Annotated in this window: 13 protein-coding genes and 1 other annotated feature; all 13 genes read right to left on the reverse strand. The window is 41.8% G+C overall.

Annotated features, from left to right (window positions below):
- Positions 1 to 63: 63 nt before the first annotated feature.
- A complete protein-coding gene (gene rpsG, locus AAV98_RS16345; protein ID WP_010191480.1) occupies positions 64 to 534 on the reverse strand; it encodes a 30S ribosomal protein S7 in 471 nt (156 codons plus the stop codon).
- A 49-nt stretch (positions 535 to 583) separates the two neighbouring features.
- Positions 584 to 1,006 carry a 30S ribosomal protein S12 gene (gene rpsL, locus AAV98_RS16350; RefSeq protein ID WP_010191479.1) on the reverse strand — a complete coding sequence of 141 codons (423 nt, stop codon included), beginning with the start codon at positions 1,004 to 1,006 and terminating at the stop codon, positions 584 to 586.
- Positions 1,007 to 1,108: 102 nt separating this feature from the next.
- Positions 1,109 to 1,357, reverse strand: coding sequence for a 50S ribosomal protein L7ae-like protein (locus tag AAV98_RS16355; RefSeq protein WP_010191478.1), 249 nt, complete (start codon positions 1,355 to 1,357; stop codon positions 1,109 to 1,111).
- Positions 1,358 to 1,484: 127 nt separating this feature from the next.
- Positions 1,485 to 5,081 carry a DNA-directed RNA polymerase subunit beta' gene (gene rpoC, locus AAV98_RS16360; protein ID WP_060666609.1) on the reverse strand — a complete coding sequence of 1,199 codons (3,597 nt, stop codon included), beginning with the start codon at positions 5,079 to 5,081 and terminating at the stop codon, positions 1,485 to 1,487.
- 66 nt (positions 5,082 to 5,147) lie between these two features.
- Positions 5,148 to 8,705, reverse strand: a complete 3,558-nt coding sequence (gene rpoB / locus AAV98_RS16365) for a DNA-directed RNA polymerase subunit beta (protein ID WP_060666610.1) — start codon at positions 8,703 to 8,705, stop codon at positions 5,148 to 5,150.
- 289 nt (positions 8,706 to 8,994) lie between these two features.
- On the reverse strand, positions 8,995 to 9,597 hold the full coding sequence (locus AAV98_RS16370; protein ID WP_060666611.1) for a class I SAM-dependent methyltransferase: 603 nt from the start codon (positions 9,595 to 9,597) through the stop codon (positions 8,995 to 8,997).
- 168 nt (positions 9,598 to 9,765) lie between these two features.
- Entirely contained in the window at positions 9,766 to 10,128 is a 363-nt protein-coding gene (gene rplL / locus AAV98_RS16375) for a 50S ribosomal protein L7/L12 (protein WP_060666612.1), read from the reverse strand.
- Positions 10,129 to 10,192: 64 nt separating this feature from the next.
- Positions 10,193 to 10,693, reverse strand: a complete 501-nt coding sequence (rplJ, locus tag AAV98_RS16380; protein ID WP_060666613.1) for a 50S ribosomal protein L10 — start codon at positions 10,691 to 10,693, stop codon at positions 10,193 to 10,195.
- A gap of 40 nt (positions 10,694 to 10,733) precedes the next feature.
- Positions 10,734 to 10,879 (reverse strand) — a sequence feature (ribosomal protein L10 leader region).
- A 48-nt stretch (positions 10,880 to 10,927) separates the two neighbouring features.
- Positions 10,928 to 11,632, reverse strand: a complete 705-nt coding sequence (gene rplA / locus AAV98_RS16385) for a 50S ribosomal protein L1 (RefSeq protein WP_060666614.1) — start codon at positions 11,630 to 11,632, stop codon at positions 10,928 to 10,930.
- 117 nt (positions 11,633 to 11,749) lie between these two features.
- The gene (gene rplK, locus AAV98_RS16390; RefSeq protein WP_148990097.1) at positions 11,750 to 12,175 is read right to left on the reverse strand and encodes a 50S ribosomal protein L11; all 426 of its coding nucleotides are present in this window, start codon (positions 12,173 to 12,175) and stop codon (positions 11,750 to 11,752) included.
- 172 nt (positions 12,176 to 12,347) lie between these two features.
- Complete coding sequence (nusG, locus tag AAV98_RS16395; protein ID WP_060666616.1) at positions 12,348 to 12,881, reverse strand: transcription termination/antitermination protein NusG; 534 nt, start codon at positions 12,879 to 12,881, stop codon at positions 12,348 to 12,350.
- Positions 12,882 to 13,349: 468 nt separating this feature from the next.
- Positions 13,350 to 13,532 (reverse strand): preprotein translocase subunit SecE, encoded by a 183-nt coding sequence (gene secE, locus AAV98_RS16400; protein ID WP_010191465.1) that lies wholly within the window; start codon positions 13,530 to 13,532, stop codon positions 13,350 to 13,352.
- A gap of 29 nt (positions 13,533 to 13,561) precedes the next feature.
- A complete protein-coding gene (gene rpmG, locus AAV98_RS20050; RefSeq protein WP_010191464.1) occupies positions 13,562 to 13,711 on the reverse strand; it encodes a 50S ribosomal protein L33 in 150 nt (49 codons plus the stop codon).
- Positions 13,712 to 13,741 lie beyond the last annotated feature (30 nt).

The following is a 13,741-nucleotide window of genomic DNA, read 5'->3' on the forward strand; positions in this document are numbered from 1 at the left end:
AGATTTAATTTATACCGAAAGCTGTTAAGTACTTGTCTTAACAGCTCCAGATAATATGTGATCTTACCAGCGGTAGTGAGCAAACGCTTTGTTTGCTTCTGCCATTTTGTGCATATCTTCACGTTTCTTAACGGAAGCACCAGTGTTGTTAGCAGCATCAAGGATTTCATTAGCTAAACGCTCTTCCATCGTTTTCTCTCCACGAAGACGAGAGTAGTTAACTAAATAACGAAGTCCAAGAGTTGTACGACGATCTGGGCGCACCTCTACAGGTACTTGGTAGTTTGCTCCACCTACACGACGTGCTCTAACTTCAAGAACAGGCATGATGTTTTTCATAGCTTGTTCGAACACTTCCATAGGTTCTTGTCCGGAACGCTCACCAACTAGTTTGAATGCGTTATAGATGATAGCTTGAGATTTTCCTCTCTTACCATCGATCATTAATTTATTTACAAGACGAGTTACTAATTTAGAGTTGTATAACGGATCTGGTAATACGTCTCTTTTTGCAACAGGGCCTTTACGTGGCATATTATTTTCCTCCTTTCGGGTAACTTAATGTTAAGCAGTTTGAAGTTTATTACTTCTTAGGTGCTTTTGGTCTCTTAGTACCATATTTAGAACGACCTTGCATACGGTTGTTAACTCCCGCAGTATCAAGTGCTCCACGAACGATGTGGTAACGTACCCCTGGTAAGTCTTTTACACGACCGCCGCGAATTAATACTACGCTGTGCTCTTGTAGGTTGTGACCGATACCTGGGATATAAGCAGTTACCTCAATTTGGTTAGTTAAACGAACACGAGCATATTTACGTAATGCGGAGTTCGGTTTCTTCGGAGTCATTGTACCAACACGAGTACATACACCACGTTTTTGAGGTGAAGACACATCAGTCTGCGCCTTCTTGAAACTGTTATAACCTTTGTTCAAAGCTGGAGATTTTGACTTTACAACTTTACTTGTACGTCCTTTGCGGACTAACTGGTTAATAGTAGGCATTAATATTTCCTCCTTCCTAGTGTTTTAAGACCACATATCCAGGTGGTTCATTTTTAGGTAAAAAACAAAGTCTTTGCGAATCTACACTCACAAAAACAGTTTTTAATGAATGATCGCAACAGCGGAGGCACCCACTTCAATCCCGCAAGCTTTTCCGAGTTTTTTCATCGAATCTACTTTTAAGACTGGTATGTTGTGCTCATTAGCAGTTTGGACAACTTTCTGTGTGACAATCACATCAGCATCCTCTGCAATGACAACCTCTTTTACTGTTCCGGATTTCAGCGCCTTCACTGTTTGTTTGGTACCAACAATGAAGGTGTTTGCCTGCATCACTTTTTCATAAGACATTAACATATCCTCCAAAGCAACAGGTTATATAAGCACCTTTGCTATATTACCATCTCTATTTTTGAATGTCAACACTTTATCGAATAACATTGAAAAGATTGTCGGGGGCTGCCCGACAATCTTCCTTTTATTCTACTGTTACAGGTTCTTCCTGGCCCACTTCTTTCGTTAGATCGAATTTGCGGTAACGGTTCATACCTGTACCAGCTGGAACTAGTTTACCGATGATAACATTCTCTTTAAGACCTAGTAATTCGTCTCGTTTTCCTTTAATTGCAGCGTCTGTCAGGACTCTAGTCGTTTCCTGGAAGGAAGCTGCAGATAGGAAGGAATCTGTTTCAAGAGAAGCTTTCGTGATTCCTAGTAATACCGGACGTCCAGTTGCAGGTGTTCTACCTTCAAGAAGTACACGTTCGTTTGCATCAGTGAATTGGTGAACATCAAGCAGTGTTCCTGGTAGTACATCTGTATCACCAGCATCAATAACACGTACTTTACGTAGCATCTGGCGAACCATAACCTCTACGTGCTTGTCACCGATTTCTACCCCTTGCATACGGTATACTTTTTGAACTTCAAGCAATAGATACTCCTGTACAGATACCATATCTTTCACTTTCAGTAGTTCTTTCGGATCGATGGAACCTTCTGTTAGTTCCTGACCACGAGATACTTCTGAATTTACGCCGACTTTAAGGCGGCCAGTGTACGGTACTGTGTAGTTTCTCGTTTCCACTTCACCTTGGACAGTGATTTCTTGCTGGCGATCGCGACCTTCGTTGATGGAAGTAACTACACCATCAATTTCAGAGATGACCGCTTGACCTTTAGGATTACGCGCTTCGAAGATCTCTTGGATACGCGGTAAACCTTGAGTGATATCGTCTCCTGCAACCCCACCTGTATGGAATGTACGCATCGTCAACTGAGTTCCCGGCTCACCGATAGATTGGGCAGCGATGATACCTACTGCTTCTCCCACTTCTACTTCTAAGCCAGTCGCAAGGTTGCGGCCGTAACATTTTTTACATACACCATGACGAGTGTCACATGTGAATACAGAGCGGATCCAAACATCTTCCACACCTGCTTCTACAATGGTTGTTGCAAGGTCTTCTGTTATTAGATCGTTCGATGCAACAAGAACTTCCCCAGTTTCAGGATGCTTGACAGCTTTTCTTGCATATCGGCCGACTAAACGCTCTTCTAGCTTTTCTACTACTTCTGTACCATCTTTCAGAGCAGTAATGTGTAGACCGCGGTCTGTTCCACAATCCATCTCACGAACAATAACATCCTGCGCCACGTCTACCAGACGACGAGTCAAGTAACCGGAATCGGCAGTTTTCAGGGCTGTATCGGCAAGACCTTTACGCGCACCGTGAGTAGAGATAAAGTATTCCAATACCGTAAGACCTTCACGGAAACTGGATTTGATCGGTAATTCAATGATACGTCCAGACGGATTGGCCATTAGTCCACGCATACCAGCTAACTGTGTAAAGTTAGATGCGTTACCACGGGCACCGGAATCACTCATCATGAAGATATGGTTTAGGCGTGGCAAGGACTCCATTAGTAACCCTTGGATCTTATCCTTCGCAGCACTCCAAATGGAGATAACGCGGTCATAACGTTCTTCCTCTGTGATTAAACCACGGCGGAACTGCTTAAGAACCGTATCTACTTTTGTTTGTGCTTCCACCAAGATTTCATCTTTCTCTTTAAGAACTACGATATCTGCTACACCAACCGTGATACCAGCTTTAGTAGAGTAACGGAATCCAAGGTTCTTCATACGGTCAAGCATTTCAGATGTTTGCGTGATCTTGAAGCGTTTAAACACTTCTGCAATGATGTTACCAAGGATTTTTTTCTTAAATGGATCGATTAATTCTTGTGCTTGGATTGCTTCTTTTACATTCGCACCTTTTTCTACAAAGTATTTATCAGGAGTGTTCACTTCTAAGTTGACCTTTGTAGGTTCGTTAATGTATGGGAATGACGGCGGCAGAATTTCGTTGAAGATCAACTTTCCTACTGTCGTAATTAGAAGCTTTTGTTTTTGCTCTTCGGTAAATGTTTCGTTATTTAAGGAACCTGCGTATACTGCTACACGAGTGTGTAGATGTACATAGCCGTTTGAATAAGCGATAAGCGCTTCATTCGTATCCTTGAATACCATTCCTTCACCTACAGCATTTTCACGCTCTAGCGTTAAGTAGTAGTTACCAAGCACCATATCCTGGGAAGGTGTTACTACTGGTTTTCCATCCTTAGGGTTAAGGATGTTTTGTGCAGCAAGCATCAAGATGCGTGCTTCAGCCTGTGCTTCAGCAGAAAGAGGTACGTGAACAGCCATTTGGTCACCGTCAAAGTCCGCGTTGTATGCAGTACATACAAGTGGGTGAAGACGGATAGCACGGCCTTCTACAAGTGTAGGTTCAAATGCTTGAATACCTAGTCTGTGTAGAGTTGGTGCGCGGTTTAGTAATACTGGATGTTCCTTGATAACGGATTCCAATACGTCCCAAACCTCTGGTTGTACGCGTTCAATCTTACGCTTCGCACTCTTAATGTTATGTGCAAGCCCGCGTTCTACAAGTTCTTTCATGACGAAAGGCTTGAATAGCTCAAGGGCCATTTCTTTTGGTAATCCACATTGGTACATTTTCAGGTTAGGTCCTACTACGATAACGGAACGACCAGAGTAGTCAACACGTTTTCCTAGTAAGTTCTGACGGAAACGACCTTGCTTCCCTTTCAGCATGTGAGAAAGAGATTTCAATGGACGGTTACCAGGTCCTGTTACCGGACGGCCACGGCGACCATTGTCGATAAGTGCGTCAACTGCTTCTTGTAACATACGTTTTTCGTTCTGTACGATGATGCTTGGAGCACCAAGGTCAAGAAGACGTTTTAAACGGTTGTTACGGTTGATTACACGGCGATACAAGTCATTCAAGTCGGAAGTCGCGAAACGACCACCATCCAATTGAACCATTGGACGTAATTCAGGAGGGATGACAGGAAGTACATCAAGGATCATCCAAGATGGTTCGTTGCCGGATCCTCTGAAGGATTCCAATACTTCCAGACGCTTAATTGCTCTAGTACGGCGTTGGCCTTGAGCAGTTTTCAGCTCTTCTTTCAGTGTATCTACTTCTTTTTCTAAGTCGATATCAAAAAGAAGTTTCTTGATTGCCTCTGCACCCATGGCTGCTTGGAATGTTTGACCATACTTTTCACGGTATGCACGGAATTCCTTTTCAGAAAGCAGTTGCTTCTTCTCCAAAGGAGTATCGCCTGTTTCTGTTACCACGTAAGATGCAAAGTAAATGACTTCCTCTAGCGCACGTGGGGACATGTCAAGAACAAGACCCATGCGACTCGGGATTCCTTTGAAGTACCAGATGTGGGATACAGGAGCAGCAAGCTCGATGTGACCCATGCGTTCACGACGTACTTTTGCTCTTGTTACTTCTACACCACAGCGGTCACAGACAACACCCTTATAACGGACGCGCTTGTATTTACCACAGTGACATTCCCAGTCCTTTGTAGGACCGAAAATTCTTTCGCAGAATAACCCATCTTTTTCTGGCTTTAATGTACGATAGTTAATTGTCTCAGGCTTCTTGACTTCCCCGAAAGACCAGGATCTGATCTTGTCGGGTGAAGCAAGGCCTATTTTCATATATTCAAAATTATTAACATCTAGCAAGGGGCCTACCTCCCTTATAATCTACAGGTTCTACCCAAATGCTTATCTTTAAAGTACTGTTGGCCATCAGTCTTTAGCGACAGTTTCTTTTACTTCTTCTACTTGATCTGAATCAAGGGAAATACCTTCGGAAGCTTGTTCTTCATCTTCCTCAAGATCTCTCATTTCTATCTCTTCTTCATCGCCTGACAGGATTTTTACATCCATACCTAAACTTTGAAGTTCTTTGATCAATACTTTGAAGGATTCAGGTACACCAGGTTCAGGTACATTTTCACCTTTTACGATCGCCTCGTACGTTTTCACACGTCCTACTACGTCATCGGATTTAACTGTAAGAATTTCTTGTAGTGTATATGCGGCACCATAAGCCTCAAGTGCCCATACCTCCATCTCACCGAAACGTTGTCCACCAAATTGAGCTTTACCGCCAAGTGGTTGTTGTGTAACAAGTGAGTAAGGTCCAGTAGAACGTGCGTGAAGCTTATCATCAACCATGTGCGCAAGTTTGATCATATACATGATCCCTACGGATACACGGCTATCGAACGGCTCACCTGTTCTTCCGTCATACAATACTGTTTTCGCATCTCTTGCCATGCCAGCCTCTTCAAGTGTGCTCCAAACGTCTTCTTCACGCGCGCCATCAAATACGGCGGAAGCAACGTGGATACCCAGTGTTCTTGCTGCCATTCCTAGGTGAAGCTCCAATACCTGCCCGATGTTCATACGAGAAGGTACCCCTAGTGGGTTTAACATGATGTCAATTGGTGTTCCATCTGGCAAGTAAGGCATATCTTCTTCCGGTAAGATACGAGAGATTACCCCTTTGTTACCATGTCGTCCGGCCATTTTATCACCTTCAGAGATTTTACGTTTCTGAACGATGTATGCACGAACCAATTGGTTAACGCCTGGTGGCAATTCGTCTCCGTCTTCACGGTTGAATACTTTTACATCAAGTACGATACCGCCACCACCATGTGGAACTCTTAGTGATGTATCACGTACTTCTCTAGCTTTCTCACCGAAAATTGCGTGTAATAGACGTTCTTCTGCAGTAAGTTCTGTAACCCCTTTAGGTGTTACTTTTCCTACTAATAGGTCTCCGTCTTTTACTTCCGCACCCACTCGGATGATTCCGCGGTCGTCAAGGTTTTTAAGTGCCTCTTCCCCAACGTTCGGGATATCACGGGTGATTTCTTCTGGTCCAAGCTTTGTGTCACGTGCTTCTGACTCATATTCTTCAATATGAATAGAAGTGTACACATCATCTTTTACCAGACGCTCACTCATGATGATAGCATCCTCATAGTTATAACCGTCCCATGTCATGAAACCGACCATTACATTACGGCCAAGTGCCAATTCACCTTTTTCCATGGATGGACCGTCTGCAAGGATTTCTCCTTTTGTTACAACGTCACCAACGGAAACGATTGGACGTTGGTTATAGCAAGTTCCTTGGTTAGAACGAATGAATTTAAGCATTCTGTACTTATCAAGGTTACCTTTTACTTGTTGTCCGTCGACTTCTTCCATACGACGCACCCAAACTTCGCGGGCTTCTACACGTTCTACAACACCAGGGTGTTTACAGATAACGGCAGCACCGGAGTCTTTTGCGGAAACGTGCTCCATCCCTGTACCAACAATCGGGGATTCCGGTTGCAATAGAGGTACAGCTTGACGTTGCATGTTCGCTCCCATTAGGGCACGGTTGGAGTCATCGTTTTCTAAGAAAGGAATACAAGCTGTCGCAGCAGATACAACCTGCTTAGGAGAAACGTCCATGTAGTCGATTCTCTCACTTACAACAACCGTATTTTCCCCACGGAAACGGGATACAACATTTTGGTCCAAGAAAGTGCCATCTTCACCAAGACGGGCATTTGCTTGGGCTACTACATAGTTATCTTCTTCGTCTGCAGTCAAGTAATCAATTTGGTCTGTTACGCGGCCCGTTTCAGGGTCAACTCTTCTGTATGGCGTTTCGATAAAACCGAATTTATTCACTTTCGCAAAAGAAGAAAGGGAGTTAATCAAACCGATGTTTGGTCCCTCAGGAGTCTCGATCGGACACATACGGCCATAGTGAGAGTAGTGAACGTCACGTACTTCAAAGCCGGCACGCTCACGCGTCAAACCACCAGGTCCAAGCGCAGACAATCTACGTTTATGTGTTAATTCAGCTAATGGATTCGTTTGATCCATGAACTGAGATAACTGGGAGCTTCCGAAGAACTCTTTTATAGATGCAATAACAGGTCTGATGTTGATCAATTGTTGCGGAGTAATGGTGTTCGTGTCTTGAATGGACATTCTCTCACGAACGACACGCTCCATTCTTGATAGACCGATACGGAACTGGTTTTGAAGAAGTTCTCCAACAGAACGTAAACGACGGTTACCAAGGTGATCAATATCATCTGTATCGCCTACACCATGTAAAAGGTCAAAGAAGTAACTGATAGAAGCAATGATATCCGCAGGAGCGATATGCTTTACTTTTTCTTCAATAAAACCGTTGCCTAAAACGACGATTTCTTTTTCACCTTCTGCATCATTTGGTGCATATATCTTAATAGATTGCATAGGCACTTCATCTTCTACTACTCCACCATGCGGATGGAAAGAAGTCAGGCCGATGCCATCTTCAATGTTAGGTAGAATGCGGTCTAAAGTTCTACGATCTAACAGTGTACCTTTTTCTACAATGATTTCCCCAGTTTCCGGGTCTACAAGTGTTTCAGCGATACGTTGATTGAAAAGTCTGTTCTTGATATGAAGCTTTTTATTAATCTTGTATCTTCCAACACTTGCCAAATCATAGCGTTTAGGATCGAAAAATCTAGACTCTAATAAACTTTTCGCGTTTTCAACCGTTGGTGGTTCACCAGGGCGTAGACGCTCATATATTTCTAGTAATGCCTTTTCTGTGCTTTCTGTGTTATCCTTATCTAAAGTATTGCGAAGGTACTCGTTTTCGCCAAGAAGATCAATGATTTCCTGGTCGGAACCGAATCCAAGAGCACGCAAAAGAACCGTTACTGGTAGTTTACGAGTACGATCTATACGAACATATACAACATCTTTAGCGTCAGTCTCGTATTCTAACCATGCACCACGGTTTGGAATAACAGTAGCTGAAAAGCCTTTTTTACCATTTTTATCTACTTTTCCGCTGTAATACACACTTGGAGAACGCACTAACTGAGATACAATAACACGTTCTGCACCATTAATAACGAACGTACCAGTATCCGTCATCAACGGGAAATCACCCATAAATACATCCTGGTCTTTTACTTCACCAGTTTCTTTGTTAATGAGACGAACCTTCACACGTAAAGGAGCTGAGTATGTAACATCTCTTTCCTTTGATTCTTCAACAGAATATTTAGGTTCCCCTAAGCTATAGTCGATGAATTCTAAAGATAGATTTCCTGTGAAGTCTTCAATTGGAGAAATGTCATGAAACATTTCTCTTAACCCCTCATCAAGGAACCATTGATAAGAAGATGTTTGAATCTCTATTAGATTTGGTAAATCTAATACTTCACTAATGCGAGCATAACTTCTGCGTTGGCGGTGTCGTCCGTATTGAACTAGTTGACCTGTCAACTGATTCACCCCTCGTATCAAGCGTTATTAATAGTAGTTTAAAAAATATAAACCACTCAAAGCCAAACATAAAAAAACATTCAACATGGAAACAGTACTACTTAAACGAATCCATGTTAAAAATAAAAAATGGTTTCAATACAGAAAACCACGTTTTTACAATCGCTCTATTGATTTTACTATCTTTTCCAAGCATACTAATTTTATACATACAAAATACATAAAATTATCAGTGCTCAGAAAAATACATATTGGCATTAAACAATGCTACCATAACAAAAAAACCAAGTCAACCCTTTTTTGATTTGATGATCCAGTAGCCTTTTTTCTTTGTTACAACTTCTACTTCCTCAAACAATGATTCTAATTTTTCCATTGCAGAAGGAGCTCCCTGTTTCTTTTGGATTACAATCCACAGTTCACCTTTTGAGGCCAAATGCGTCCATGCTTTTTCTAAAATTTCATGAACTACTTTTTTCCCGGCGCGAATCGGAGGATTAGAAAGTATTGCTGCATAGTCGGTGGATGTGACATTTTCATAGATATCACTAGTGAAAACCGTGATGTTTTCCACTTTGTTAACAGAACCGTTTTCTTTCGCAAGCTCTACAGCCCGTTCATTGACATCAATCATGTCCACGTGACGATGTGGATAAAATTTAGCAAGAGACAATCCAATCGGACCATATCCACAGCCAACATCCAGAATGCGACCTTCTACTTCCGGTTCTTCAAAAGCCTCAATTAGCACTCTCGACCCAAAGTCCACTTCTTTTTTTGAAAAAACACCGCTATCCGTTATGAAAGAAAAGTTGTTACCTTTCAAATCAAATTTCCATTGTTGACGGTCGCTTTCCACAGAAGGCTTGTTTGTATAATAATGATTCGTCATATTTAGTCTCCTTATCTGAAAAGCTATCAGTAAACTTTTCACCAAATCAACTTCATATATTAGCACCCTTGAAAAAGACAGTAACCAAACGATCCTTACATCAAGTGTGGCACCGTTTAAAAAAAGCTCGCTAACACGTAGCGAGCTTTCCTTTTTAAGAGCCTGTAATTACTTAACTTCTACAGAAGCTCCAACTTCTTCAAGTTTAGCTTTGATTTCTTCAGCTTCTTCTTTAGCAATACCTTCTTTAAGAGCTTTAGGAGCGTTGTCTACAACTTCTTTAGCTTCTTTAAGACCAAGGCCAGTGATTTCACGTACTACTTTGATAACCTTGATTTTTTGTCCGCCAGCGTTAGCTAGGATTACGTCGAATTCAGTTTGCTCAGCAGCAGCTTCAGCAGCTCCGCCACCAGCTACAGCTACAGGAGCAGCAGCAGTTACACCAAATTCTTCTTCGATTGCTTTTACTAGGTCGTTTAATTCTAAAACAGTCATATTTTTAACCGCTTCAATGATTTGTTCGTGTGTCATTGTTAATTTCCTCCTTAGATATTATAAGTTTTTTGTTTTTCTTACTTAACTTGCTAGATTGAAATTAAGCGCCTTGCTCTTCTTTTTGTTCTGCAACTGCTTTCGTAACAAGAGCCAAGTTGCGGATTGGAGCTTGAAGGACGCTAAGCAACATGGAAAGAAGACCTTCGCGGGATGGAAGTTCAGCAAGAGCTTTCACTTCTTCAACCGTTGCAACATTTCCTTCGATTACACCAGCTTTGATTTCTAATGCTTCGTGCTTTTTCGCGAAGTCATTAAGGATCTTAGCAGGAGCTACTACATCTTCAGTAGAGAATGCGATAGCGTTAGGTCCTGTTAATGCGTCGTTAAGTCCGTTGATGTCTGCTGCTTCAGCCGCACGGCGAGTTAAAGAGTTTTTGTAAACCTTGAACTCAACACCTGCTTCACGAAGTTGTTTACGAAGTTCAGTTACTTCCGAAACGTTAAGTCCACGGTAGTCAACTACGATAGTAGATACAGAACCTTTAAACTTGTCAGCGATTTCTCCAACAGCTTGTTTTTTTACTTCAACTGCTTTGCTCATCGTTACACCTCCTAAAAAGTTGGTTACCACTTATACCGACCGGTGTACATAAAGAATGCCTCCACGCAGGTGGAGGCAGAAGTTTTATCGTTAAAAGCGCAATGCTTTATATCGTAAAAATTCACACCTCGGTAGGAAATTAAGCCAATTGGCACCTACTGTCTACGGTACAAACAATATCATTTTATAAACACAACGATTATTATAACCGTCTAGTTATCTTGTGTCAATATGTTAGTTTTTGGTAGCTACGAAAGTAGAAGCGTCAACTTTTACTCCAGGGCCCATTGTAGAAGTAACAGCAACGTTCTTCATGAATGTACCTTTTGCAGCAGCCGGTTTAGCTTTTAGTAAAGTCTCATAGATAGTTGTGAAGTTTTCAACAAGCTTCGTATCTTCGAAAGAGATTTTACCTACTGGTACGTGGATGTTACCGGATTTATCAAGACGGTATTCAACTTTACCTGCTTTGATCTCGTTAACAGCTTTTGTTACATCAAATGTAACTGTACCAGTTTTAGGGTTTGGCATTAAGCCTTTAGGTCCCAATACGCGACCTAGTTTACCAACTTCACCCATCATGTCTGGTGTAGCAACGATTACGTCGAAATCGAACCAACCTTGGTTGATTTTCGCGATCATGTCAGCATCCCCAACATAGTCAGCTCCAGCAGCTTCTGCTTCTTTCGCTTTTTCGCCTTTAGCGAAAACTAGGACTTTTTGAGTTTTACCAGTTCCATGAGGAAGCACTACTGCTCCACGGATCTGTTGGTCATTTTTACGAGGGTCAACTCCAAGACGGAATGCAACTTCCACAGTAGCGTCGAACTTCGCAGTGTTTGTTTTCTTAACTAATTCGATAGCTTCGTTAACAGAGTAAGCCGTTTGACGGTCTACAAGTTTCGCAGCTTCGATGTACTTTTTACCTCTTTTAGCCATTTTAAACGTCCTCCTTATGTGGTTTTAGCGGAATAACCTCCCACGAATAAAGGTTGCGAATTGGCCTTAAACCAAAATCCGCAACCCTGAACAGCAGTTAAATCAAAAGCAATGGGATTAGTCTTCGATGACGATACCCATGCTACGAGCAGTACCTTCAACCATGCGCATTGCAGCTTCTACGCTTGCAGCGTTTAGATCTGGCATTTTCGTCTCCGCAATTTCGCGTACTTTATCACGCTTAACTGTTGCAACTTTATTACGGTTTGGTTCACCAGAACCAGACTCAATACCAGCTGCTTTTTTAAGTAAAACTGCAGCAGGTGGAGTTTTCGTAATAAATGTAAATGAACGGTCTTCAAAAACCGTGATTTCAACAGGGATAATCAATCCAGCTTGATCTGCTGTACGAGCGTTAAACTCTTTACAGAAACCCATGATGTTAACACCTGCTTGACCTAGTGCTGGTCCAACTGGTGGTGCTGGGTTAGCTTTCGCTGCCGGAATTTGTAGCTTTACCATTTTAATTACTTTTTTAGCCACGAGACACACCTCCTTAAGTCCGTGATGTGGTATCTGGGATTTCTCCCTCCCACTCAACTCATTCTTTATATATTTAATAAAGAATATTTTTTTATTAATAGTCTCTATTTCAGAGACATACTGACCTTTGAAATAATATCATTTTTACGAAACTATTTCAAGTTTTTTTACATTATAATTTTTCAATCTGTGTAAAGTCAAGCTCCACAGGGGTTTCACGGCCGAACATATTTACTAAAACTTTCACTTTATGCTTGTCTTTATCCAGCTCTACGATGTGACCTGTGAAGTTTGCAAATGGTCCTTCTGTTACTTTTACGGATTCTTTCAGATCGAAGTCTACTTCTACTTGCTTTTCCATCATACCCATTCTCTTCAGGATAAATGCAATTTCATCATCCAAAAGAGGTGTTGGCTTGGAGCCGGATCCGCTTGACCCTACGAAACCTGTTACGCCAGGGGTGTTACGTACAACATACCAAGAGTCGTCTGTCATAACGATTTCTACTAGAACGTAACCTGGGAAAACTTTTTTCTTGGTTACTTTCTTTTTGCCGTTTTTAATGTCTGTTTCTTCTTCTTCAGGAACTACGACACGGAAGATCTTGTCTTGCATCCCCATTGATTCTACTCGTTTTTCTAAGTTCGCTTTTACTTTATTCTCGTATCCGGAATAAGTATGAACAACGTACCAGTTTTTCTCCATTGTTTAGGACTTGTGTCCGTCCCTCCCTTTTCTAGCATTTTATTTTTGAGACTATAAATATTAGTATTCCGTTGGACTCCCTGTTGATTTCCGTTATGGGTGTTCGCTTATCCTTTGGGCGGTGCTTGAGCCTCCTCACAACGCTTCAGGGGTCTCAAGCTACCGCTACCTCCCTCAGGACAAGGAACGCTTAGGCAGCGATTCATCGCACGAAGAAAATGCGCTAGCATTTTCGAGGAGTCTCACACCCTTCACTACAATCAACAGGGGAAGTTAGGCTAATCGCCAAGAATACCACCTTATAAAAATCAGTGAAACTATTAAAACACCGTGGTGTTTTTTTCCAAATGAAAAAACCCGTTGAACGGGCTTTTTGTCAGAAAGTATTATTTACATTATACCATGATATAACATTACTTATTCAAGAGCAAAAGGAATACGGAAAAAATTTTGTTTGCTCTAAAATGATTAGTTAATCAAAGCACGGATCAACTCAGAAATACCTAAGTCAATAACCCAGAAAAACACTGCTACAAACAATACTGTTGTTACTACTGTAATTGTGTAGCGCGTTAGTTCCTGGCGTTTTGGCCAGCTTACTTTTTTCATTTCGCGAGCTACATCACGAAAAAAATTAGTCAAACGTCCCATCCATGTAACCTCCAACCCCAGATAGTGATCTATTTTGTCTCCCGATGAACGGTGTGAGCATTACAAACTTTACAAAACTTCTTTATCTCTAATCGCTCTGCGCTTTGTGATTTTCCTTTCACTGTTGAATAGTTGCGGGAAGAGCATGTAGCGCAAGCAAGTGCTACCTTACTTTGCATGTGTTACACCACCAAAACATAGATGTCCCT

It is taken from the genome of Bacillus sp. CHD6a (assembly GCF_001293645.1).
In the GTDB taxonomy this organism is placed as follows: Bacteria; Bacillota; Bacilli; order Bacillales; family Bacillaceae_I; genus Sutcliffiella_A.